Annotated in this window: 25 protein-coding genes; all 25 read right to left on the bottom strand. The window is 29.3% G+C overall.

Going from position 1 to position 24,241, the window contains the following annotated elements; translation table 11 throughout:
* Nucleotides 1–128 precede the first annotated feature (128 nt).
* A complete protein-coding gene (locus GFJ41_RS06850; RefSeq protein WP_035114488.1) occupies nt 129–704 on the bottom strand; it encodes a DUF4342 domain-containing protein in 576 nt (191 codons plus the stop codon).
* Nucleotides 697–1,470, bottom strand: a complete 774-nt coding sequence (recO, locus tag GFJ41_RS06845; protein ID WP_025161638.1) for a DNA repair protein RecO — start codon at nt 1,468–1,470, stop codon at nt 697–699. Before recO ends, GFJ41_RS06850 begins: the two co-directional genes overlap by 8 nt.
* Nucleotides 1,421–1,594, bottom strand: coding sequence for a YqzL family protein (locus GFJ41_RS06840; protein ID WP_021429941.1), 174 nt, complete (start codon nt 1,592–1,594; stop codon nt 1,421–1,423). Before GFJ41_RS06840 ends, recO begins: the two co-directional genes overlap by 50 nt.
* A gap of 70 nt (nt 1,595–1,664) precedes the next feature.
* Nucleotides 1,665–3,044, bottom strand: coding sequence for a magnesium transporter (mgtE, locus tag GFJ41_RS06835; protein WP_170074947.1), 1,380 nt, complete (start codon nt 3,042–3,044; stop codon nt 1,665–1,667).
* 14 nt (nt 3,045–3,058) lie between these two features.
* A complete protein-coding gene (era, locus tag GFJ41_RS06830) occupies nt 3,059–3,949 on the bottom strand; it encodes a GTPase Era (RefSeq protein ID WP_021429909.1) in 891 nt (296 codons plus the stop codon).
* A gap of 39 nt (nt 3,950–3,988) precedes the next feature.
* Complete coding sequence (gene cdd, locus GFJ41_RS06825; protein WP_021429957.1) at nt 3,989–4,390, bottom strand: cytidine deaminase; 402 nt, start codon at nt 4,388–4,390, stop codon at nt 3,989–3,991.
* Nucleotides 4,391–4,525: 135 nt separating this feature from the next.
* Nucleotides 4,526–5,239, bottom strand: coding sequence for a diacylglycerol kinase (locus GFJ41_RS06820; protein ID WP_021429952.1), 714 nt, complete (start codon nt 5,237–5,239; stop codon nt 4,526–4,528).
* Between the two features lie 4 nt (nt 5,240–5,243).
* Complete coding sequence (gene ybeY / locus GFJ41_RS06815) at nt 5,244–5,702, bottom strand: rRNA maturation RNase YbeY (protein ID WP_035114490.1); 459 nt, start codon at nt 5,700–5,702, stop codon at nt 5,244–5,246.
* A 3-nt stretch (nt 5,703–5,705) separates the two neighbouring features.
* Entirely contained in the window at nt 5,706–6,707 is a 1,002-nt protein-coding gene (locus GFJ41_RS06810) for a PhoH family protein (protein ID WP_021429958.1), read from the bottom strand.
* 12 nt (nt 6,708–6,719) lie between these two features.
* Nucleotides 6,720–8,024: a sporulation protein YqfD gene (gene yqfD / locus GFJ41_RS06805; RefSeq protein WP_035114492.1), complete on the bottom strand. Its 1,305-nt coding sequence runs from the start codon at nt 8,022–8,024 to the stop codon at nt 6,720–6,722.
* Between the two features lie 13 nt (nt 8,025–8,037).
* Nucleotides 8,038–8,274 (bottom strand): YabP/YqfC family sporulation protein, encoded by a 237-nt coding sequence (locus GFJ41_RS06800; protein ID WP_021429932.1) that lies wholly within the window; start codon nt 8,272–8,274, stop codon nt 8,038–8,040.
* A gap of 148 nt (nt 8,275–8,422) precedes the next feature.
* Nucleotides 8,423–8,929, bottom strand: coding sequence for a TspO/MBR family protein (locus tag GFJ41_RS06795; RefSeq protein ID WP_334296657.1), 507 nt, complete (start codon nt 8,927–8,929; stop codon nt 8,423–8,425).
* 128 nt (nt 8,930–9,057) lie between these two features.
* Nucleotides 9,058–9,501: a GatB/YqeY domain-containing protein gene (locus tag GFJ41_RS06790; RefSeq protein WP_021429856.1), complete on the bottom strand. Its 444-nt coding sequence runs from the start codon at nt 9,499–9,501 to the stop codon at nt 9,058–9,060.
* A gap of 26 nt (nt 9,502–9,527) precedes the next feature.
* Nucleotides 9,528–9,707: a 30S ribosomal protein S21 gene (rpsU, locus tag GFJ41_RS06785; protein WP_021125460.1), complete on the bottom strand. Its 180-nt coding sequence runs from the start codon at nt 9,705–9,707 to the stop codon at nt 9,528–9,530.
* A gap of 161 nt (nt 9,708–9,868) precedes the next feature.
* On the bottom strand, nt 9,869–10,216 hold the full coding sequence (locus GFJ41_RS06780) for a histidine triad nucleotide-binding protein (RefSeq protein WP_021429942.1): 348 nt from the start codon (nt 10,214–10,216) through the stop codon (nt 9,869–9,871).
* A 41-nt stretch (nt 10,217–10,257) separates the two neighbouring features.
* Nucleotides 10,258–11,559, bottom strand: coding sequence for a tRNA (N(6)-L-threonylcarbamoyladenosine(37)-C(2))-methylthiotransferase MtaB (mtaB, locus tag GFJ41_RS06775; protein ID WP_035114497.1), 1,302 nt, complete (start codon nt 11,557–11,559; stop codon nt 10,258–10,260).
* 1 nt (nt 11,560) lies between these two features.
* Nucleotides 11,561–12,313 (bottom strand): 16S rRNA (uracil(1498)-N(3))-methyltransferase, encoded by a 753-nt coding sequence (locus GFJ41_RS06770; RefSeq protein WP_025161641.1) that lies wholly within the window; start codon nt 12,311–12,313, stop codon nt 11,561–11,563.
* A 9-nt stretch (nt 12,314–12,322) separates the two neighbouring features.
* Nucleotides 12,323–13,264: a 50S ribosomal protein L11 methyltransferase gene (gene prmA, locus GFJ41_RS06765; protein WP_035114500.1), complete on the bottom strand. Its 942-nt coding sequence runs from the start codon at nt 13,262–13,264 to the stop codon at nt 12,323–12,325.
* Between the two features lie 192 nt (nt 13,265–13,456).
* Nucleotides 13,457–14,428, bottom strand: coding sequence for a DUF4003 family protein (locus GFJ41_RS06760; protein ID WP_051391406.1), 972 nt, complete (start codon nt 14,426–14,428; stop codon nt 13,457–13,459).
* A gap of 23 nt (nt 14,429–14,451) precedes the next feature.
* Nucleotides 14,452–14,970, bottom strand: a complete 519-nt coding sequence (locus GFJ41_RS06755) for a GNAT family N-acetyltransferase (protein ID WP_170074945.1) — start codon at nt 14,968–14,970, stop codon at nt 14,452–14,454.
* 97 nt (nt 14,971–15,067) lie between these two features.
* Nucleotides 15,068–17,437: a glycoside hydrolase family 31 protein gene (locus tag GFJ41_RS06750; RefSeq protein ID WP_170074944.1), complete on the bottom strand. Its 2,370-nt coding sequence runs from the start codon at nt 17,435–17,437 to the stop codon at nt 15,068–15,070.
* Nucleotides 17,438–17,494: 57 nt separating this feature from the next.
* Nucleotides 17,495–20,497: an endo-beta-N-acetylglucosaminidase gene (locus GFJ41_RS06745; protein WP_170074943.1), complete on the bottom strand. Its 3,003-nt coding sequence runs from the start codon at nt 20,495–20,497 to the stop codon at nt 17,495–17,497.
* A 30-nt stretch (nt 20,498–20,527) separates the two neighbouring features.
* Nucleotides 20,528–21,409 carry an ROK family protein gene (locus GFJ41_RS06740; RefSeq protein ID WP_170074942.1) on the bottom strand — a complete coding sequence of 294 codons (882 nt, stop codon included), beginning with the start codon at nt 21,407–21,409 and terminating at the stop codon, nt 20,528–20,530.
* Between the two features lie 164 nt (nt 21,410–21,573).
* Complete coding sequence (locus GFJ41_RS06735) at nt 21,574–22,947, bottom strand: glycoside hydrolase family 1 protein (protein WP_170074941.1); 1,374 nt, start codon at nt 22,945–22,947, stop codon at nt 21,574–21,576.
* 18 nt (nt 22,948–22,965) lie between these two features.
* Nucleotides 22,966–24,240 (bottom strand): glycoside hydrolase family 125 protein, encoded by a 1,275-nt coding sequence (locus GFJ41_RS06730; RefSeq protein ID WP_170074940.1) that lies wholly within the window; start codon nt 24,238–24,240, stop codon nt 22,966–22,968.
* Nucleotide 24,241 lies beyond the last annotated feature (1 nt).

The raw sequence follows: 24,241 nt of genomic DNA, 5'->3' as shown, positions 1-24,241 counted from the left end.
CTCCTGTATTAAAAACAAAGCCTTTCGTCTACACGAAAGGCCATTAAATGGTTATTTTCTAACTTTTAGAATATCAAAGTATAGAGTATTTGTCAATATGCTTAAATATTAGTTTTGTCAACACTTTTTTAGTATTTAGTTATATCGTCATCCTCTTTTATTAATTCTTCAGTTATATCTTTGTCATCTTTTTTATTGTGTTTAACTACATCAGTAACTTCTTTTGCAGTGCTTGTTAACATATTTTTTAGCATATTTAATGTCTCTTCATTTAGTTCTCCTAAATCAACAACTGTTTTGTCTTCTTCATTTTGAACTTTTATATTAAATTTGCCTATTACAGCTGCTGAAAGTCCCACTAATGTAACTAAAGGTCCTAGTGCTAACCCAACAACTCCAACTGTTAAAGGAATATTCATTATAATTTTATTGTCTTTTTCAACTATTACTCTTATAACGTTACTTCTTTTTAGCATTTCTTTTAATTGATTTTTTATTTCTTCTGCATCTTTTCCTAAAGCAGTTTCCATTTTTTCTTTTGCCTTATTTTTTACTTTTGTAGTTTTTTTGTTTTGCTCTAAATATATTATTGCATCTAATACATTTCCATCGCTAATCACTAATGCTTCTTTAGCTTCTGCATAACTTGCACTTGGAACTCTCTCTAATACTTGATCTATCTTTTCTAATGTTATATCAATCATCAATATCAGCTCCTTTATTATTTTCTATTCCTTGTAATAAGTGTAATGATTTTGTGTTTGCATTGTCAACGTAAACCTGAACGTATACTTTTAAAATTTTTGTTAGTTCATTTACTAAGTATTTTGATACCTTAGCTTTACTACAAGTTAATATATCATTTCTAAAAATATAATCCATTAATTTTATAGTAGTACTATCAATTTTAAAATTATACACATGGTTTTCTTTACACTTTTCACATAGTATTCCACCTTCATCAACATTAAATACACTACTTTTAAGATTTGTAGTATTACAGTTGACACATCTATTTACTATTGGTTTAAAGCCTGTATAGTCTAAAAACTTTAGTTCAAATGCTCTAGTTATGTATTCTTTATCAACCTCATTTTGAGTATATAGATAAAGAGTTTGTGCTAGTAAAACAAAAAGCCTGTTATTAGTTTGATTTTCATATATAGATCCATCTACTAAACTTGTTATATATGTAGCATAGGAAAAGGCTTCTATATCATATGCAATATCATAAAAGTTTTTAATGGTCTCACTTTGACTCACTCTATACATGTTACCTTGTTTTTTTAAAGTAAAGTTAGAGTAGGAGAAAACCTGGGAAGAAGATAGTAACGAACTTTTATTTCGTTTTGCGCCTTTTGCTATAGCTGATATCTTCCCAAGTTTTCGTGTAAATATTGTTAAAATCAAATCATTTTCTTTATATCTTGCTGATCTTAGTACTATCCCCTGGGTGTTCACAATTATCATGGTCGTTTTCTATCTCCCTATTCATATTAACTTCGCCATTGTTTGTATTTATGCTATTTTTTAAGTATAGATAGGCTTCTATACTTCCTGTTTTTTTAAAAACTTCCCAACACAGATTGTTCATTTTTAAAAACCCCCTTCTTACGCTTATACTATATTTTTAGTAAGAAAGGGGAAAAAAATGCATTAAGTTGTTAGACAATTTTTGACAATGTAATTGTTGTTATTAAAAAATAGATAACCATCCCAATTATATCAAGGGATGTAGCTATTAATGGAGCAGAAACAATTGACGGATCTACATCCATTTTTTTAAACATCATAGGTATAAATGACCCAATCATCGCTCCTATTATCATATTTATAAGCAATGATACAGATACTATTAAAACTATATTTATGTCATTTACAAAAATATACGTAGCTATTCCTATAATTAAACTACATATAATTCCTGTAAATACACCTACCATTCCTTCTAATAATACATTTTTAAAATCTAACTTTTTATTAGACAGTGCCATTACAGTAAGTGCTGATGCTTGAGTCCCTATATTCCCAGCCATACCTGTAACAACCGGAACAAAGTATATCAAAGGAAAATACTTTGAATCTATTACATAATCAAAACTCGATAATATCAATGTAGCTATAAAACCACCAACTAAAGTTACTATAAGCCAAGGTATTCTAGCTTTAAAAGACGACAATACCTTATCTTTTGGATCTACATTAGTTTGTTCGATAGTATCTCTTTCTTGTTCTGATGTACCAGCGAATTTATACATATCTTCACTAGCTTCTTCTTCAATTACATCTATTACATCATCTACTGTTATAATTCCTTTTAAAATGCGATTTCTATCTATTACAGGGATAGCTATTAAATCGTATTTAGATACAAGTTTAACAGCTTCTTCTCGATCTTCATCTACATATACAGAAATTATATTTTCACTCATCAAATCTTCTATTATGCTATCATCTCTCGATATTATAAGCTCTCTTAATGATAATACTCCAACTAGCTTATCAAAATTATCAACCACATACATATAATAGATAGTTTCTGCATCTATAGCATTCTCTCTCATATAATCTATGGCCTCTTTTGCTGTCATATCTTTATTTATAGATATGTAGCCAGTTGTCATTATACCTCCAGCAGATTCTTCTTCATATATAAGAAGTTCTTTTACATCTTCGGCATCCTCTTGATTTAGAAGGTTTATAATTTCTTCTCTCTCATTTTCTTCTAACTCGCCTAAGATATCTGCCATATCATCTAAAGACATCATTTCTAAAATATTAGCTTTATGCTCTATGTTTAACTTAGAAAGTATATGCCTAAAAAATTCTGAATCAGTTTCATCAAGTATGGAAGCTGCCATATCTATAGGTAATATTTCAAAAAGCTTTATTTGTTTGTCTTCGTCTAAGTTTTCTAGTATGTCAAAAATATCCCTGTTATGATATTCTTCCATTAATTCTCTTAATTCTAAAATTTTATTGTTGTCTATTAAATCCTCAACTTGATTTAACAACAGCTTGGAATGTTCATCTTTCCTATCCATAAAACCCACCTTTATTATTTATCAGTATACCCAAAGTTATTTATAAAACTTTGTAGGTTTCTCCAATTTTCTTTAACTTTAACCCAAACTTGAAGGTTAATTTGAGATCCTAGTAATAATTCAATCTCTTCTCTTGCTGATTTTCCTATTCCTTTTAACTTTCTACCATTTTTACCTATTATTATACCTTTATGTGAATCTCTTTCACAGTATATAACAGCAGATATATCTATTATATCTTTATCTGGTCTTTTTTTCATTCTTTCTATTTCTACAGCAACCCCATGAGGTATCTCATCATGTACATAGTGTAAAACTTTTTCTCTTATAAGTTCAGATACTAAAACTCTTTCAGGTTGATCTGTTATCATATACTCTGGGAAATATTGAGGTCCTTCCTCTAAGTATCTTTCTATTACTTTTAGTAATCTATCAGTATTCTTACCTTTTAATGCTGATATTGGAACAATCTCATCAAACATATTTTCCGCATCGTACATTTTCATTAAGTCGAATAATTCTTCTTCACTTAACATGTCAATTTTGTTTAGAACCAAAATTTTAGGAGTTTTTATTCCTCTTAAATTTTCGATTATCATTCTGTCTCCTGGTCCAATCTTTTTTGACTCATCAACTACATATAATACTACATCGACATTTTTGAATGCATCTGTAGCTGATTTCACCATAAATTCTCCTAATTTATTTTTAGGCTTATGAATACCTGGTGTATCTAAAAATACCATTTGACATTCTTTGTCTGTGTAAACTGCTTGTATAGTGTTTCTTGTTGTTTGTGGTTTATCACTCATTATAGCTATTTTTTCTCCAACTACGCTATTCATAAGAGTAGATTTCCCAACATTTGGTCTTCCTACTATACTAACAAATCCTGATTTAAACATATTAATTCCTCTTTTCAATTTGTCTTTTGTTGTTTTAATTTATTTGAAGTCACTACCTGAGAAATAATGTGGAACTAATTCTGCGATAGTTTGTTCCTGTATATCTCCTTTTGAGTATCCAGTTATTATTCTTATATGTGGCCCAAACTCAATTATTACCTGTCTACATATAGCACACGGATATGTAGGTTCATTTTTTTCTGAATTAGTACTAGCTACAGCTATTGCCTCTATATCTTTATACCCTTCAGAGATAGCTTTAAATAGCGCAGTTCTTTCCGCGCAATTTGTCCCTCCAAAAGATGCACATTCTACATTACAACCCGTAAAAACTTTACCACTCTTAGTTAAAAGTGCTGCACCAACTTTAAAATTTGAATATGGTGAATAAGAGTGCTCTCTTGCTTTTTCTGCTATTTCTAATAATTCTCTATTATCCATTATATTAACCTCCATCAAAGACCACCTATACTTTTTATTTTAAGTAGTACATTACATTATACCAAAATAGAAAAAAAGAAAAAAGTATATTTATATTTTCTTAAGCAAAAAAAGCGGGAATATTTTTCCCACCTTTTAATATTGAGCTATTTGTAAAACTAACATAGCTACCAAAACTCCAAGTAATGCCCCCGCTACAGTTTCCCAAAAAGTATGTATTTTACCTTCTATTCTACTTTGCGCAACTAAAACTGCCATTAAATAAGCAAGTGTTGATGCTACCACTCTTTCTGTCATAAATGTTACAAGTGTAGCAAGTGCGAAAGCAAGCGCCGAGTGACCACTTGGCATTCCTCCTTGTAGCGGAGTTCCTGTAGATGTTAATGATTTCACTACTACTACTGCTATTAAAACTAAAACTATACATATAAGAGTAACATGAATTGGTGATTTTCTTATTGTAAAAAATACAGATGCTCCTACAGTTTCTAGTTTATCATAAAATAGTAAATAACCAATTATACAAGCATTTAAACTTGCTATTAGTACTCCTCCAGCAGCAACATCTTTTGCTATTTTAGCTAATGGGTGATATGTATCCGTTATCATGTCTACAGTTTTTTCTATAGCTGTATTAAACATTTCTGATATTACAACTAAGCTTATTGTAAATAATAATAGCATCATTTCGAATTTATTAAATTCACAAAACAAACTAATTGTAAGAACTAATGCTGCAACAAAGTAGTGTATTTTCATATTTCTTTCATGCTTGAAAGTATATAAAATCCCAGCAATAGCTGCATTAAAGGCATTTATTATCCCTTGTTTACCTTTCTTTTTACCCATAAGTTTACTCCCTTGTTATATTAAGCTTGTTTAGTACATCCTCTTCTCGTTTTCTCATATCCGTTGTATTCTCTTCAGTATCATGATCATAACCTAATAAGTGGAACATACTATGACATACTAAAAAACATACTTCTCTTTCAAAACTATGATCATATTCTTCACTTTGTTCTAAAGCTCTTTCTAGAGATATAACAATATCTCCTAAAGATTCTTCTTCTATTTCAACATCAAACTCATCTGTTAAAAGTGGAAAAGATAAAACATCTGTAGCTCTATCTACCCCTCTATATTCTCTATTTAATTCATGTATTTCTTCATTGTCAACAAAAGACAAACTTACTTCATAATTGTCATCATAACCTTCATAGTATAATGTCTCAACGATTATATCATTGATTTTTCCTAAAAGGTCTTCACTTACTTTTATCTTATCTTGTCTATTGTCTAATATAATTTCCATAATTTATCTCCTATTTCTTTTGTTTCTATCATCATTAAATTTATTTAACTCTTGTTCTTCATCAAATTTTTCATAAGCTTTAATTATTCTTTGTACTAATTCATGTCTAACGACATCTTTTTCTGTAAATTTATTTATACCAACTCCATCTACATCTTTTAAAACATCCATAGCTTGAATTAATCCACTTTTATATTTATTTGGTAAATCTATTTGTGTTAAGTCTCCCGTAACTACAGCTTTTGATCCAAAACCTAATCTAGTTAAAAACATCTTCATTTGCTCTGGAGTTGTATTTTGGGCTTCATCTAAAATTATAAATGCATTATCTAGAGTTCTTCCTCTCATAAAAGCTAACGGAGCCACTTCTATTATACCTCTTTCAATATATTTAGCACATTTTTCATCGCCTAACATATCAAATAATGCATCGTAAAGAGGTCGTAAATAAGGGTCTACTTTATCTTTCATATCTCCTGGTAAAAAACCTAAGCTCTCGCCTGCCTCAACAGCTGGTCTAGTTAATATAATTCTGCTTATTTCCTCTTTTTTAAAAGCTCTAACTGCCATAGCTACTGCAAGATATGTTTTACCTGTCCCTGCTGGCCCAACTCCAAGTGTTATATCATTGTTTCTAATAAGATTTATATAATGTTTTTGTCCTATTGTTTTTGGTTTAACTTCTCTACCTTTTTTAGTTACAGCTATAGTATCTTCTAATTCTTCTATTTGCTCTTTATTTCCTTCATTTAATAATTCTATAGCATAAGTAATACTCTGTTTATCTAAAGTTTTACCTATTTTAAAATTTTTATATAATTCATTTATAAATTCTATAGCTTTTTCTACATTTTTATTTTGACCTATTAAAACTATATTGCCTTCTCTTAACAGTACATCTACATTTAAACTCTTCTCTATTATTTTTATATTTTCGTCAAAGTTTCCAAATAGTTCTCTTTCAAATTTATCATCTGTTATTTCAAAACTCTTTTGTACTATCAACGTTTATCCTCCTTAGTTATCCCTTGTTTGAACTTCCTCTTTATCTTTTGCATCTTTATCTTTATTTATATCCTTAAATTCATTTCTTATATCATTAATAGGTCTTTTATCTGGATTTGAAGGTACTTCTTCTTCACCTTCTTTAGGCTTACTTTCTTGTCTAATTAATTCTTCAGCTTCCGATTTGCTTAAAGAGTGTACCTTAGCTATATTTTCTAAAGTTGTAACAGTTACTATGTACTCTAATTTGTCTTTTTTAACTTTATATTGATGCTTAACATCTTTATATCTTGAATCAACAGGAATAGTGTATTCAAGTTCTTTAAGAGCCTTTTGTTTTAAATCTTCTTTTACTTCTTCTTTATTTTTCTCAACTTCTTTTACATTTACTTCATGGAAAATACTAGACTTTATTTTTAAAGGAAAAGTATAGTCCCCAATAGTTAAAACATGTTCTTTATTTTCGATTTCGTAATTTTTAAAGTCTATATTTCTTCTTAATGTATATTTTTTATCGTAGAAGCTAAATGTATATACTGTTTTTTTATTACCAGTTCTAGTTTTAACCTTGTCTATGTAATTTGTACTTTGTTTTGACTCATAAAATGTAGTTGCCCATACTTCTGGTAGAGATTTAGTATTCGATCCCGATACTAAGACGTCCCCTCTTCTTACTATATCACCTACATTAGCTACTTGTTTACCACTTCTTGGTATTACCTTTTCTATTATACCATTTTTCTTAGCAATTATATTACAATAATTAGTTTCTTTTTTCTCTTGTAATGATTCATCTTTCTTTGTTATTGTAACAAATATATTAGTTCCTTTTACATTTATAGATACATAAGCAATATCACCAAACTCTCCCATAATTTGGTCTCTTACTTCTTTTCTATCTATGCCCTTTTTATACACACCAGGCCTTACACCCGCTTTTTCAAGCTCCTTCCTTACAAGCACTTTATCAATTCCCTCTGGAGCTTTTATATATACATCTGTTACAAATAACGATGTACTCATTAATAAAACCAAGGAAAGCATAGCGCATATCCACATTCCTTTATATCTATATATACGCCTAGCCAAAAAAGGCAATCCTGTTTTTTGTTTTATTTTAACCTCAAACTTACTTCCTCTATAAATACTTTTGAGCGCTCTAATACTTTTTCTATCAACCTTAAGCTCAATTTTAGTGTTTGAAATTCGTTTTACATCATAAACATTAACTTTATTTCTTATTAATGTGTTTAAAAATTTTTCTGTATTTATCCCCTCTATAGTTACTACATAGTAACCTCTAATATAACTTATCAAACGTAACTCCCCCCTATGTAGTGTATTCTACACTATATATAATTCCTTTTATTCCTATCTCCGTATCAGTAATATGCTTTAAATATAACTTTTCACCACATATTTTTATAGTATTTAATTTTGTTTTTATTTTAATTAAATTTACATCGTATTCTAATATGGATTTGTAATTTTCTATACTTACAAATGTATTCCCCAAAACAGTGACTGTAGGTTGATTTACCTGTAAATCAGTAGGAACTTCTATCATACTCATAACCCCCCTTAATATATTCTATGTCCTTTTTTTATTTTAATTACTTGTATTGGTTTGGAAGCCTTAATATAATAGTATGTTCCTTTAATACATTTTGAGACTTTTATTTCAAAAAAAAATAAAGCCAAGCCGGCTTTTATTTTTATCTATTTATTGACCATATAACGTAATTTAAAAAGAATGCATAAAATAACCAAGCTAAATATGGTAAATTTATATAAGCTGCTCTTTTGTCAATTTTAGCAAATTTAATTATCATAATTAATACAATTATTATCATAAGTCCTATAACTATCAAAGCTGTGAATCTAAGCCCTAATCCAAAGAATAAAATAGGCCATATAAAGTTCAATCCTAATTGTAAGTAATAATAAAACATAGCATCTCTTACTTTAAGAGTATTCAATCCTTTTTTAGAAATTAAATAAGCTGATATCCCCATAAGTACGTAGAAAATAGTCCATACTATAGGAAATATATACCCAGGAGGGAAAAAACCTGGTTTTATTAAATTTGAATAATATGTACTTGTATTTGTTTGACTTAAGAATTCAGATATAAAGCTACTCGAAAACCCAACTATAATAGGTATAAAAACACTTATTATAAACTTCTTTATTTCTTTTGTAGATATGATCAATGAATTCACCCTCTCTTTATCCTCTATTTAATTTATAAATATGAGAGAGTAATCAATATTATTACAATTATTTGGACAAAGATTGTTAAATAAATAAAAAGCAAAAAACCTAGAGCATTCGCTCTAGGTTTTTCTATCTATTGTAAGTTAGATTTAACTAACTCATTTATCATTTTTCCGTCAGCTACACCTTTTGTTTTCGGCTTTATAGCTGCCATGATTTTTCCCATATCTTTCATAGAAGTAGCTCCTACTTCAGATATAGTATCTTTGACTATCTCATTTAATTCTTCTTTGCTCAGCTGTCGAGGTAGGTATTCCATTAATACTTCAATCTCAGCTTCGGCCTCTTGAACTAAATCGTCTCTTGATGCTTTTGCAAATTCAGTTTTTGCATCTCTACGTTGCTTTAACTGTTTTGTTATTACGTCTATAATTTCGTCATCACCAAGTTCTGTTCTAGTGTCAACTTCACGCTGCTTGATTTCAGCTCTTATTAATGTAACAACAGATTTTTTTACTGTATCTTTGTTTTTCATAGCAAGTTTTAAGTCTTCTTGTAACTTTGCTTTAAGGGACATATCCCTTCACCTCTTATCTACAAAAATTATTTCTTAGCGTTTTTTCTTCTTGCAGCTTCAGCTTTTTTCTTACGTCTTACGCTTGGCTTATCATAGTGTTCTCTTTTTCTTACTTCAGACATTATGCCAGACATAGCACATGAACGCTTAAATCTTCTTAAAGCGCTGTCTAATGTTTCGTTTTCTCTTACTCTTACTTCTGACATTCTTTTTCCCTCCCTCCGATAGCGCAAATTATGCTGGGACTGTAACTCGATTATATCTGCATAATATGCATTACAACCTCACACTTTGTTTATTATAAACTAATCTTATTTTTTTTTCAAGTATTTTTATGAATAATACGTCTAAAAGTTTAATTTATATATTACTTCTCAGCATCATACCAATCTAATTTCTTTCCTGCTAATACATGATAATGGATATGCTTAACCTCTTGGCATCCATCATCTCCACAGTTATTTATTATTCTAAATCCAGTTTTGTCATATCCTTTTTCTTTAACTATTTTATTAATAACCTTATGAATATGTGCAATTATTTCCATATTTTCTTCACCTATGTCTATTATTGATTCATAATGCTCTTTAGGTATAACTAAAACATGTAATGGTGCAACAGGATTTATATCATTAAAAGCTAAGACTTTATCATCTTCATAAACTTTATTTGATGGTATTTCTCCATTTATAATTTTACAAAATATACAGCTCATATTTACACCTCCTATCTATTAAGAGTTATTATTTCTACATATTATACTAAAATTCCTTCTACGTATTCATCTTTTACATGTAATATTTTAGTATTTAATATCTTACCATGTATATCTTCATCACTTTCAACTACTACTCTTATATAGTTAGGTGTTAAACCTTCATATTTTTTGCCTTCTATGTTCTGTTCAAACAACACTTCAAACTCTTCTCCTGTAAAGTTTTCTGCAAACTCATTAAAATTCTTTTTATTTAATGCTATTAATTTATCACTTCTTAGTTGTTTCATTTGAGGATCTATTTGATTTTCCATAGTTGCTGCTGGTGTTCCTTTTCTTGGAGAGTACTTAAACACATGCATTTGTGAAAGTTTTATATCACTTAAAAACTTATATGTTTGATTAAATTCATCATTAGTTTCTCCTGGGAATCCAACTATTACATCTGTAGTTATTGCCACTTCAGGCATCTTTTCTCTTAATTTATCAACTATTTCCTTGTATTCTTCTGTAGTGTATCTTCTGTTCATTCTTTTTAACGTTTCATCACATCCACTTTGTAATGATAAATGGAAATGAGGACATACTTTTGGCATTTTAGAAACTGTGTCTATAAATTCATCAGTCATTAATATAGGCTCTACTGAACTTAATCTTATTCTCTTAACTCCATCAATTTCATTTATAGCCTTTATAACACTTAATAAATTAACTTCAGCTTCACTAACATCTTTTCCGTAAGATGCAACATGTATCCCCGTTAAAACTATTTCTGTGTATCCATTATCTGCTAACTTCTTAGCTTCATTTACTACACTCTCTAAATCTCTACTTCTTACCTTTCCACCTCTTGCGTAAGGTATTATACAGTAAGAACAGAATCTATCACATCCATCTTGAATTTTCATAAATGCTCTAGTTCTTCCATTAGCTTGATTTATTTCAATTTCTTCAAAAGCTCTTACTTTCATTATGTCGTCAACTGTACTAGCTTTTTTAGATGCATCTAATTTTTTTATCTCTTCAACTATTTGTCTTCTCTCATTAGTTCCCATAACTAAATTTACTTCTTCTATTTCTAAAATTTCTTCTGGAGAAACTTGAGAGTAGCATCCAACAACAGCTATTATAGCGTCTGGATTTTTCTTTTTCATTCTTCTTATATATTGACGTGATTTTCTATCACTCATGTGTGTTACTGTACATGTATTTATAACATAAACATCTGCAAATTCTTCACTATCAACTTGAGTGTATCCATCTTTTTTAAACATCTCAAGCATAGCTTCTGTTTCATATTGATTTACTTTACATCCTAAAGTATAAAAAGCTACTTTTTTCACTCTAATCATTTCCTCCTAAGTCACTTAATTCGTATAACACTATAGATGATGCAACAAGCGATGCTGTTTCAGTTCTTAGAATTCTAGGCCCAAGAGACACTGATTGTCCACCTATTTCTTCTATAGCTTTAATTTCAGTATCTTCAAATCCGCCTTCTGGTCCTACGAAAATACCTATATTTTTTATATCTACACCTTTTATAGCTTGTTTAATCGATTTTGTTCTTTCATTTTCATATGGAGCTATATTAAAGTCATTTTCTTTCATATCAGCTAGTGCTTCCTTAAAGCTTAAAACTCCTCTTAATTTTGGAATTTTTCCACGCTTGCTTTGCTTTGCAGCTTCATATATTATTCTTTCCCATCTTTCGATTTTCTTGTCTTCTTTTTTATCATCAACTTTAACAACAGTTCTCTTCGTCTGAACTAGAATTATCTCATCTACTCCAACTTCAGTTAACTTTTGAAGTATCATTTCCATCTTAGGTCCTTTTGGAAGGCCTTGATATACTTTGATTTTCAAATCAGACTCTCTTTTTATGTCTACAACTTCTACTATATTTAGTTCAACTTGAGACTTATCTATATTAGTTATTTCACATATGTATTCATTGTTGTCATTATCACATATTTCTAGTTCTTCTCCAATTCTACATCTTAAAACTTTAGAAATATGTTTTACATCTTCACCTTCTATAATACATGTCTTATTTTCAAGGTTTATATTATTCTTTCCTACAAAAAATCTATCCATGCAATTCACCTACTTTGCTATTTTAGATACTATAGCGTTCCACTCGCCTAAAGACTCTACATGTACTATTTCAAGTCCGTTTTGAGTTAAAGCTTCTTTAACTTCATCTACTTTAGCATGTATTATTCCTGAAGATATAAATACAGCATCATCTTTCATAAATTGTTTTATATCTTTTGCTAGTATTTTTATTATATCCGCTATTATATTTGCTACAACTATATCTGCTTTATCCTTTACAACTTCCATTAAGTTTCCGTGAAGTGCATTAACACTACCTTCTACTTTGTTTAACTCTATATTTTCTTTTGAAACTTTTACAGCAACCTCATCTAAATCAACAGCTAATACGTCTTTAGCTCCTAATTTTGCCGCTGCTATTGCAAGTATCCCACTTCCACAACCTATATCAAAAACTTTAGATTCTGGTTTAACATACTTTTCTAATTCTCTTATACACATACTTGTAGTTTCATGTGTACCCGTTCCAAATGCCATCCCTGGATCTAACTCTATTATTAAATCAGTATCTTTAGCTTCATACTCTTCCCAAGTTGGCTTTACTACTATCTTCTCACCTATTTTAGTTGGCTTGTAGTAGTTTTTCCATTCATTTGCCCAATCTTCTTCATCTACTTGAGAAAGTTCAACTATAGCTTCTCCTACATCTATTCCGAATTCTTTAAGTCCATCTATTTTTTCTTTTATTAATTTTATATCATCAGATACATCTCTTTCTTCTGTTATATAAGTTTTTATTATAACTCCATCATATCCGCTGTTAAATATTTCTTCTTCAACAAAATCCCAATCATATTCATGTTTCTTTTGGAATTTAAAATCTTTAGGATCTTCTATAGATACTCCACCTACGTTTTGTTCATATAATATATTTGTTATAGCTTCAACTGCTTCAGTTGTTGTTTTAATAGTTATTTCTGCCCATTTCATTTATGTACACGCTCCTTTTAAAATTCCTGTTTTTCGTAAACTTTATTATATCATATTTATTATTGTCTTTTAAAATAATCTTTTATACTTTAAAACACATTTATACTTTTATAAGTTTTAAAATAAATTCATAAAAATAAGAAAATAAACCTAAGTCTTATAGCTCTTAAGTTTATTTTCTTATTTTTATGGCTATGTAGATGAATTGTATATAACTATGGAACTTGTTGTTGCCGCATTTGTCGCTATATTCATTGCTTGGTTAATATTTGATATAATTTTATCCATTATTATACTATTAATTTCTATATCATCAATATATTTAGATAATGCAATAACTGCACTAATCATGTTTCTGTATCTTTCTCCTAAAATAAAGTTTCCATACCCTTGATGCTCTTTTAAAGTATCTGATATATGTTTAATTTTTTCTATTAAGTGTTTTACATCTTTTATATCTATAAGAGCCATCACTCCTATTAGGGGATATCCAAACTCATGCATCTTACATTTATTTTTTTCTAATTCCTTTTTTATTTCTATACATCTATTAAGTGTTTCCTTGTTTTTGTTAAAAGAAAGAACATGCGATAAACTTTGAAGAGTTCTACGATTATGAAATCCATTTTTCATTAAATACTCATATGCTATTTCCATATTATTTAGTTCCTCTTCAATGTCCCTTGCGCTTATTGCAATTATACATGTTATCATGTATTCTTCTACACCTATTGAAAATGGATGATTTTGTATCATAGATTTGTATACATATCTCATTTTTTCTATACACTCATCTATATTTATTTTATTCTTATTTTCAAATATTACATTTGATACTAATGCTAAACAATCTCCTGAGCAAAATTTATTTAATTTCAACTTTTTATGGATATTTAAAATTTCATCGAAGCTAGACTTGGGATTTGCTTGAAATGATAGTATTATTGCTGTGTTTATTGAACTTTTACCTCTAAAGTCAGAGAATATAGAGGTGTTTTCTCTTATAATTTCCATACTCTCGTTTACTAGATTTGTATTTATTTTTTTATCTTTTAGTGTATACTCAAGTGCACATCCATGTATTATTAATCCCATCCAAGATGATGCATTCACTTTTTTCAATGACTCATAGTTGTCTATCAAAAGGTCTAACCTTTTTTCCATAAATCACCTCTACACTTTTTAATTTAATTTTTAATTATTTTCTCATTATATCTACCCATTATAATTTCATCTACATAAATTCCATTTTTTATAGCTGCGTATTTTTTTATACCTTCTTTTTTAAAACCAAAATTCTCATACATTCTTATAGCTTTATTATTATCTGGGTATACACCCAATTCAATTCTTGCTAACATAAGCCAATTATCTGCTAAATCTAGTATCTCTTCCATTAATTTTTTTCCTATTCCCATACTTTGATACTCTGCGTGTACACTTATTCCTAAACTACCACTATGTCTTAATCTCGGCGATGAGTTCACGTTCAAAGATACAATTCCAACTACTTTTTTATTTTCACTTTCTTTCAATTCAGCTACGAGAATATGTGTATTTAAATCTAGGTTCTCAGTGTGCCTCTTTGTTCTATCTAACCTTTCGCTACTTATTGCTAGCATATTTTCCATAACGCCCTTCATTCGTCTTATTTCATTTATATCCTTTGAATCTTCAACTTCAACTGGTCTTATCGTTAATTCCAATCTTTCTCACCTCCTTACTATTATAATATTAATTGTAATATACTTTATTTAATCATGTAATAAATAAAGAGGTAATTTTTCATTACCTCTTTATTTGTTATATTATTTTTATGCTAAAGTCTAAACTTTTAACCTTTATAATAGTATTTTCATTTAAAATTTTAAAGTCTATACTTTTATCTCCTTGATATACATTTTCAGCTTTTACTCCATTAAATATAAGTTTTAAACTTTTATAAGTATTTTCGTACCCATTATTTAAAACTGAACTTTTAAATTCTATATTCTCACCTGAATTTATACAAAACTCATATAAGTTATATTCTCCATCTTTATATTTGAAATCTTCCCCATTATCTTGATAGTGAGTATACTTGAAATTACTTTCGTATGGATATATATCTAAAGTGAGTTCATCAATTTCCTTCTCTCCTATATAGTTTATCCTTGGATAATTTGGTATTATAGAGCCTTCCTTGATATATATAGGACACACATCTAAAGGAGTTTCTTTTATTACATATTGCCCTCCTTTAAATTTCTTTTTATTCCAATAATCAACCCAATTGCTTCCTTTAGGTAAGTATACCATTCTAGCTTTTTTACCTTGTTCTAAAATTGGAGCTACCATAATTTTTTCACCAAACATGAATTGGTCGTTTATTTCATATGTATCAATATCATTTTGATAATGAAGTAACAATGGTCTTATAATAGGAAGTCCCTTGTCTTCACACTCTTTAAATAAATCATAGATATATGGAATTAATTTATATCTTAATTTTATATATTTTTTATTTATCTCTTCTGTAGTCTTATCAAATGCCCAAGGCTCTTGATCTCTAGAGTATATAGTTGTGTGATTTCTAAATAATGGTGTAAATGTTCCAACTTGTACCCATCTACTTAAAAGCTCTGGAGTAGTGTCATATCCAAATCCACCTACATCTGTTCCACAAAACGACATACCACTAATCCCTAAATTCATAAGCATAGGTACGCTCATCCTTAAATGTTCCCATGTACTTTGATTATCTCCAGTCCATGCAGTTGAGTACTTTTGTGTACCTGCATAACATGCTCTAGTAACTACAAATGGTCTTTTATTCGTACTTTTTCTGATTCCTTCATAAGTAGCTTTATCCATCATATGCCCATACACATTATGAACTTCTTTATGTTCTACAATTTCTCCATCATTGTTAAACTTTAAATCTAAAGGTAATTCAACCCCTAAATTTGCAGGCTCATTCATATCATTCCAAATTCCTGCAACCCCTATATCTGTTAGAATTTTTTGATTTTCTGCCCACCAATTTCTAACTTCTTTATTTATAAAATCTGGGAAAACAGAGTGTCCTGGCCAAACCCATCCCGTATGTACAATTCCATCTTTATTTGTTGCAAAATACCCTTTTTTAAGTCCTTCATTAAAAATTTTATAATCTTTATCAACTTTTACTCCTGGATCTATAATTGTAACTAGCTTAAATCCATCTTCATTTAGTTTTTTTATCATTCTCTTAGGATCTGGGAATTTTTTATCATCCCATGTAAATACCCTAAATCCATTCATATACTCTATATCTAAATATATGCAATCACATGGAATTTCTTTTTCTCTAAATTTTTTTGAAATTTCCATAACATTTTCTTCAGGACAATAAGCCCATCTACATTGCTGATATCCTAACGTCCACATTTGAGGAAGCGGTGTAGTTCCAGTTAAGGAAGTATATCCTTTTAATACATTTTTTACCGATGGTCCATATATAAAGTAGTAATCTATATTTCCATCTATAGCTGCGAAATAGTAATATTTTGAATTTTCCTTGCCTAGATCAAAATGAGTTTCAAATGTATTATCAAAGAAAATACCAAAAGCATTTTCTTTTTTAAGATTTATAAAAAATGGTATAGATTTATATAGTTTTTCGTAAGTTTCTCCATGTGGGCTTGGATCATCTGTATTCCAATTTAAATAATGGCAATTCCTTTTATTTAAGTGCCCTGTTTTTTCTCCAAATCCATAAAAATACATATCATCTTCTAGCTTCTTTGGTATAAACACTTTAAAGTCCATATGCTCATTAGGCTTATGTCCTTCTTGAATTGCTATATCTAATCTTCCTGCACAGTTTTTTATAAATGGCTCTCTTTTACCTCTATAATCCTCACATAGTAACTCTCCAAGGTTATTATATATATCTATCTTAAATTCATCATATATGTTTACAGTCAGTTCACTTGTCTTGATTTGTATGTAGTCATTTATCTCAACCACTTCAAAGTCACAATCTTCTAACTTTAAATTTTCTACAGCATATGAAGTTTGCTTTCTTCTAAATATCGGTGCGAAAAAATTTATTATATTAGAGTTTACTATACTTACCTTTGTTTCTATTTTTTCATATTGTATATTTATAATATTGTTTCTTATATTGTAATCTAATATTTTTCCAAACATTTTTTCTCCTTTATATTCTACAAGCTGATGTATTTTACATCAGCTTGTAGTTTCATTTTATGTATTTTTTATTTCATTAAAAGCGTCTTCTAAATCATTTTGTACATTTAATATTTCTTCTTTATCAATTTCAACTATTTCTATAATTTGTTTTGCCCTGTATAGTATTTTTTCAAAATTTTCATCAGTTGTTCCTAAATCTTTATATAAAGATTCTAATTCATTGACTTTATTAATAAAGTTAACTAAAGCTTCTTTATTATCTATAACAGTTATTTTCTTAGTATCTAACCCCAAAGCTTCTATTTCATAAATCCTAGTTGCTCCACCAGACCCTTGTTCTGATTTATTTATATTAACTTTTATGTACCTAACTAATTCATAATTTAAGTCATCATTAGATATTGAACTTGAGTTATTTGAAACATCTTTTACTTTTCTCCAACTTTGACCATCATTACTAACTTCTATATTATACTGAGATGTATTCATACTTTTAGCCTCTCCACCTGCTTCAGCATGACTAATTCTTAATTGTTTTATAATATTTTCTTTCCCTAAATCTACTTGTATATAGTTTCCACTTTCTCCAAGTGCACACCATTTACTATTTAATTTACCATCAAAAGCAAACTTAGCATCTTCATTTTCATTAGTTTTTGCATTTGCAATTGCTTCTTTGTTTAAAGCTAAATTCTTTAATCCATCTTTAGCTTGGCTGCTTACAACTATATAATCATCTTTTTTATTTACAGTATCTCCCGCTGGATTTGATACTATCTGTGTCACAGAGTACACTCCTGGTTTATCAAACTTTATACTAACTTCATTTCCTGTTACTTCTTCATTTTTATTCAGCCCTTCTATTTTCCAGTTAACAGTTTCTCCTGCTAAAGATTTATCTTTAAAATTCACAGACTGCCCAGGTAAAACTATCGGTGAGCTAACTTCAAAGTCAGCTTTTGGGGCTTCTAGATCTGGCCATTTCACAGTAATTTTAGCTTCATTTTTTTCTTCACTTTTAAACAAATTACTTATAGGCTTAACTATAAAATTAGTTTTAGAGTCTAATTGAAGGTCTCTCTCAATATCTTTTACATAAAAAGCATTGGTTGGTGTAGCCCCTACCAGTTCTCTATGCCCATCACTATTCTCTAAATATATTTCATAATGGCTAATATTCTTTTCTGATTTATCCCAAGTTAGCCTTGCATTACCATAATAATTATCTATTACTTTAAAATCTTCAACTTTTAAATTTTTTATCTTGGACACTTTGTCTTTAGTATTTTTGTTATTTACAGATATCTGCCCTAAATTTAAATTGTATGAACTAGACGATTCTTTTCCTTCTATAATTAAAGAAATTTCTTTTATTTTTGACTTTTTAAATTGGCTTAGAGATGCTTTTGCATCTATCCATTCCCCACTTTGTTTAGATTCTAAGTTAATTATTTTATTCTCACCATTATCTAGTTGAAATTCTAATTTAATATTAGACTTTCCTCCACTTTCTTTGTACTTTATACTAACCTCACTGTTATTAGTTAGCTCTAAATCAGTTGCAAATAATTTAACCTTAGTTGTTCCTCCATTTGCTAAACTTCCATTTATACCTATAGAATTACCTCCATAATAAGCATTTTTATAATCAATATTAGCAGTTAAATTATTTTTATTATTATCAATTATCCACCTGTATGTAGGAAGTATATCCATCATTCCTCTATGATTCCAATCCTTTTCTGATACTTGTACTCCATCTACATTGAAAAATTCACCATTCCCCATAGAGAAGTTAGTTACAAATGGTAACTGCGTTATTGGGCTTTTCTCAACTATGTTATTAGAAATACCTTTCCAGTCTTCACTACTCTGACTTCTTGGATCTCCTTTTTCATTAATCCAAAACCTACTTTCTTTTTGTAAAAATTCATCTACTGTTTTTGATGAATCATAAGTCCAAGATGGACAGTATAATCCTAAAGAGGTGTTAGCTTCTTGATTTTTAGGGAATAAGTAATTCCATTTTATAGGCGTATTATATCCATTAGCTTGAACATCAACCCCTGCATACAAATCGTATTTATCTCTTCCCATTTTTTTTGCTAAATCTCCAGACTCTTTAAGCTCATTCCCTGTTACATTATATATAAGTCTATTATCATCATTATTTGGATCTACTACTGAATATCTATCCTCAGTCCACCAAAAATTTAAAAACATACTATCAGATAACTCTTTTCCCTTTTCACCTAAAAAGTTTTTATTATATTGATTTAATCTATTTTGCCAAAATACTCTACCATCATCAATCATAGAGTCATACCACACGATTTCCATATTTTTTGGCTTTATCTTTTGTAAGTATTCTAAAAACTCTTTCATTAAATCTGCAAGTTCTGGATTTATATAATCTGATCCTCTATTTCCAGTTTCTTGATTTATAAACCATCCATCAAAATTATAATATTGTGCCACTTCTACTAATTTATGTGCCATTGGAAAATTTCCATCTTTATCTTTAACTAAAAATTCATGCATCCATTCGAATTTTCCTCCATAATCTTCTGGAGGAAAAAATACAGTACCTAAAACCGGAACCCCATTTGTATGTGCTGAATCTATTATATCTGCACTCGGTGGAACTATTAGTCCTTCACCTGCTGACCCTCCCCAGGCCACTAATGTATCAATATATTGCCAATAGCTAAAATTGTATCCTTCAAATTCAGTTTTACCTTGAGATGGAGTAGAGCTGGTTGTTTTATTTGCTATAGCTAATGATATAATCTTGGCTTCATCATCTTGTGAATTTTTAACAACATCTCCTTTTGTCCTTGCTTGTAGTGGAACTGTTCCAATATTAAACTTAGCATCTTTGTCATTATTTGGACTCCATGCTAAAAGTTCTTTTGGATACCAATATGATGAAAATGGCTGCCCTGTCTCTTCTTGAATTTTTTGGTCTGATTCAAGAAGCGCATGTCCTATTATAGGCGTTGCCCCAAATAAACTTAACGCTACAATAGTTGATGTAATAGTCTTTTTATATTTCATGTAGATCCCCTTCCATTTATAAAATATTTACTAGCTATTTAAATATTTATAAAGTGCTCCTATTTTACCTGAGTCATTTTGAAATTTACAAACATCAATATCTACCATATCAATCACTTCTGGATTTAATAATTCTAAGTTTTTTTTAACATTTTCTATTAAATCTGACCTAACACTTACTCCTCCTCCAATTAAAATCTTCTCTGGAGCAAAACTGTAAGCAATGTTGTAAATTCCTACAGCTAAACTAAAGTAAAACTCTTCTATTTCCTTTTGAACTTCTAAATCTCCACTTTCAGCTAGCTCAAATACTTTTTTCCCATCTAAATTTAAATTTTTTAGTTTATTAACTCTATCAATCAAATTATAGGTAGATCCGAGTCTACTAAATGTTTTATAGTTTAAACTTTGAAGTTCCGACTTTCTGTGTTCTAATATATTTATTCCAAACTCTCCAGCCATACCTCTATGTCCTCTATATAGTTGATTGTTTATAAACACACCTCCACCAATTCCAGTTCCTATCGTTATGCATACAAAGTTTTTATTATCCATAGCATTACCTTTATACTTTTCAGCCATAGCAACACAATTAACATCATTGTCGTATACACATTCAAGTCCTGTATGCTTCTTTATATATTTATTTAAATACATATCTTGTAAATCAAATACAGATCCCATGAAATGTATATATCCATCATCATCTATTCCCCCAGGTACACTCATAGCAACTCCATCAATTTCATTTTCTAATTGATAATTTTTTATAATATCAACTAAAAGTTCCAAAGTTTTTCCTTCTCCTTGATGAGGTGTAGGAACTAAATTAGAATCTAACATTTCACCATCTTTATTCATCAAACTATATTTAATATTAGTTCCACCTATATCAAAAACAACATACTTCATCCTCAAATCCCCCTCCACAAGAAATAATGTAATTTTAAATTTTTCCATTTTGGTCCTTGAAATGAGTCTTATTAGCTATCGACGAAACACTTAAAGTGCGTCTTGTGCACTTTGTGTGAAGGAAATAGCTAATTAGACTCATTTCAAACTATTATGGATATAATTTAAAATCCATTATTCTCAATTAATTTTTTAAACCAATAAGCACTCTTCTTAGGAGTTCTTTTATATTCATCATTTATATTAACTTCCACAAATCCATATCTATTTTTATATGAGTTTAACCAAGACCAGTTGTCCATAAATGTCCATAAATGATACCCTCTAACATTACATCCTTCTTCAATAGCCTTATGAACATATTTTAAGTGCTCTTTTATAAACTCAATACGATAGTCATCATTTATTTGTCCATTTATTTTAAACTTTTCTTCACCTTCTACCCCCATGCCATTTTCAGATATATAAAAAGGTATATTATTGTAATTGTCTCTTATGTTAATAGCTAAATCATAAATACCTTTTTCATAGATTTCCCATCCTCTATGAGGATTAATTTTTTTACCTGGCATATCATAGAAATCGAAAAAGCTCTCTGGTGTTAAGATATCTCCTTTTGCACTTTCCTTTGCCTTCACTCTTCTAGGCTGATAATAATTAACACCTAATAAATCCACAGTGTTATTTTTAATAATTTCTAAATCCTCATTTTTATAAACAGGAATTAAATCATGACTTTTTAAAAATTCTACTAACTCATTAGGAAACTCTCCATGTACAGATGGATCTAAAAACGATCTATTTAATATTAGATCTGCAATATTAGATGCGTTTAAATCTTCTTTTGAATTGCTTCTAGGGTATGAAGGCGTTAAATTTATTATTATCCCTATTTGCCCTTCTAGGTTTAATTTTTTATACTCCATAATAGCTAAAGCACTCGATAGCATTATATGGTATCCAACTTGCACAGCCCTCTTAAAATCCACTACAGCTGGATAGTGGTATTCACCTAGGTATCCACATTCTACAGGTACTATCGGCTCATTATGAGTAAACCAATTTTTAACCCTATCTCCAAATAATTCAAAACATAGCTTTGCAAAGTTTTGATATCTATTTACAACATCACGATTTTCCCATCCTCCTAGTTCTTGTAAATACATCGGCATATCAAAATGAAATAAATTTATAAAAGGTTCTATCTCATTTTCTAAAAGAGTATTAATTACATCATTGTAAAAATCTACAGCTATTTCATTTGTACTCCCATCTGATTTTATAAGTCTAGACCAGCTTATTGAAAATCTAAATGAATTATGTCCTAACTCTTTCATTAATTTTATATCTTCTTTATATTTATAATAAAATTGGCTAGTATTGCTTGGCCCTATTTCATTATGAAATTTTTCTGGTGCTATCTCAAACCAATAGTCCCATATATTTTTTTCTTTTCCTTCAACATCAAATGCACCTTCCATCTGAGTTGCAGAAGAAGCACTTCCCCACCAAAAATCCTTTGGAAATATATAATCCATAGTAGACCTCCATATAAATTATTTTTTTACTTTTATCCCACAGTAGTCTAATACTAACTCGCAAAACATCATATTAGCCCAAGAGAACCAATCTCTAGTAAACATATTTGGGTCATTTGGATTAAACCCTTCGTGCATTAAGTAAGTCCCTGCATCAGTATTTTTCATTATTTCTATTAGTTCTCTTTTTTTATTTTCATCATCTGTAGTTAATCCTTGCATTGCAAGAGATATATGCCATATATATCCTTCTGGAGTATGTGGACTTCCAACTCCACTAGCATATTTTCCTATATGAAACTCTGAATTTTCAGTGCTAAGTGTAAATTTTCTTGTATTTATGTACCTTTCATCATTTAAGTCAGCATATCCTAAATAAGGTATTGCTAATAAACTTGGTAAATTTGCATCATCCATTAAATTATAATTTCCTAATCCATCAACTTCATAAGCGTATATTTCTCCACATCTTGGGTGATTATAAACTGCATATTTTTCTATTCCTTCATTTATTTCATTTCTTAACATCTCAGCGTTTTTAGCTAATACATCATCATTTATTATATTCGTCGCTATTTCGTTTATATAGCCTAATACCACTACTGCAAACATATTAGATGGAACTAAATAACTATATGTACACGCATCATCACTTGGTCTAAATCCGCACCAAGTCATTCCAGTTTGTTTGTGAACTGGTCCTTTTCCACTTCTTGCTAGGGTATCTAGTTGTCTACAATCTAATCTCTCAAATAAATATGGTGATTTTTCTTCGTGGTTTTGCTCAACTTTCCATAATTCTATTATTGAGTTTGCAGCCTTTACAAATGTTTCATTAAACTGAGAACTTCTACCTGTATTTTTATATAATAAGTAACTCAACTGTATAGGAAAACATAAAGAATCTATTTCATACTTTCTTTCCCAAACTTCTGGTTTCATATCTGTTAAATCAGTTTGATGCCCCGCCTTATTTGCACTTTCATTAAATGCATTTGCATATGGGTCTATTAATATATATCTAAATTGTCTTTCTACTAACCCCTCTATCATGTCTGCTATTTCTTTATCTTCATTAGCTAAAACTAAATATGGCCTAATTTGACAAACAGAATCTCTAAGCCACATAGCTGGTATATCCCCAGTTAGTACATATGTAGTATCATCTTCCATTCTCTTAACAGTAGTGTTTATAGTGTTTAAGATACACTTTTCAAACATCTCTGCTATTTTTTTATCATCTTTAAATTTTTCCTTCACTGTTATTATTAGCTTATCTATTGAACTGTACATA

Origin of the sequence: Paraclostridium dentum, assembly GCF_012922555.1 — a bacterium.
Lineage (GTDB): Bacteria > Bacillota > Clostridia > Peptostreptococcales > Peptostreptococcaceae > Paraclostridium > Paraclostridium dentum.
Note: the sequence above shows the minus strand (reverse complement) of the source record. Positions and strands in the feature narration are given on the sequence as shown.

Excerpts from the sequence above, each read along its gene's own strand:
- GFJ41_RS06750 (WP_170074944.1), bottom strand. The coding sequence starts at position 17,437 with ATGTTTGGAAAAATATTAGATTACAATATAAGAAACAATATTATAAAT.
- GFJ41_RS06850 (WP_035114488.1), bottom strand. The coding sequence starts at position 704 with ATGATTGATATAACATTAGAAAAGATAGATCAAGTATTAGAGAGAGTT.
- GFJ41_RS06770 (WP_025161641.1), bottom strand. The coding sequence starts at position 12,313 with ATGGATAGATTTTTTGTAGGAAAGAATAATATAAACCTTGAAAATAAG.
- ybeY (WP_035114490.1), bottom strand. The coding sequence starts at position 5,702 with ATGGAAATTATATTAGACAATAGACAAGATAAGATAAAAGTAAGTGAA.
- prmA (WP_035114500.1), bottom strand. The coding sequence starts at position 13,264 with ATGAAATGGGCAGAAATAACTATTAAAACAACAACTGAAGCAGTTGAA.
- GFJ41_RS06740 (WP_170074942.1), bottom strand. The coding sequence starts at position 21,409 with ATGAAGTATGTTGTTTTTGATATAGGTGGAACTAATATTAAATATAGT.
- GFJ41_RS06760 (WP_051391406.1), bottom strand. The coding sequence starts at position 14,428 with ATGGAAAAAAGGTTAGACCTTTTGATAGACAACTATGAGTCATTGAAA.
- GFJ41_RS06745 (WP_170074943.1), bottom strand. The coding sequence starts at position 20,497 with ATGAAATATAAAAAGACTATTACATCAACTATTGTAGCGTTAAGTTTA.
- GFJ41_RS06800 (WP_021429932.1), bottom strand. The coding sequence starts at position 8,274 with ATGATAGAAGTTCCTACTGATTTACAGGTAAATCAACCTACAGTCACT.
- recO (WP_025161638.1), bottom strand. The coding sequence starts at position 1,470 with ATGATAATTGTGAACACCCAGGGGATAGTACTAAGATCAGCAAGATAT.
- GFJ41_RS06730 (WP_170074940.1), bottom strand. The coding sequence starts at position 24,240 with ATGTACAGTTCAATAGATAAGCTAATAATAACAGTGAAGGAAAAATTT.
- cdd (WP_021429957.1), bottom strand. The coding sequence starts at position 4,390 with ATGGATAATAGAGAATTATTAGAAATAGCAGAAAAAGCAAGAGAGCAC.
- GFJ41_RS06790 (WP_021429856.1), bottom strand. The coding sequence starts at position 9,501 with ATGTCCCTTAAAGCAAAGTTACAAGAAGACTTAAAACTTGCTATGAAA.
- GFJ41_RS06840 (WP_021429941.1), bottom strand. The coding sequence starts at position 1,594 with ATGAACAATCTGTGTTGGGAAGTTTTTAAAAAAACAGGAAGTATAGAA.
- GFJ41_RS06735 (WP_170074941.1), bottom strand. The coding sequence starts at position 22,947 with ATGGATTATATATTTCCAAAGGATTTTTGGTGGGGAAGTGCTTCTTCT.
- rpsU (WP_021125460.1), bottom strand. The coding sequence starts at position 9,707 with ATGTCAGAAGTAAGAGTAAGAGAAAACGAAACATTAGACAGCGCTTTA.
- GFJ41_RS06820 (WP_021429952.1), bottom strand. The coding sequence starts at position 5,239 with ATGGGTAAAAAGAAAGGTAAACAAGGGATAATAAATGCCTTTAATGCA.
- era (WP_021429909.1), bottom strand. The coding sequence starts at position 3,949 with ATGTTTAAATCAGGATTTGTTAGTATAGTAGGAAGACCAAATGTTGGG.
- mgtE (WP_170074947.1), bottom strand. The coding sequence starts at position 3,044 with ATGGATAGGAAAGATGAACATTCCAAGCTGTTGTTAAATCAAGTTGAG.
- GFJ41_RS06780 (WP_021429942.1), bottom strand. The coding sequence starts at position 10,216 with ATGAGCTGTATATTTTGTAAAATTATAAATGGAGAAATACCATCAAAT.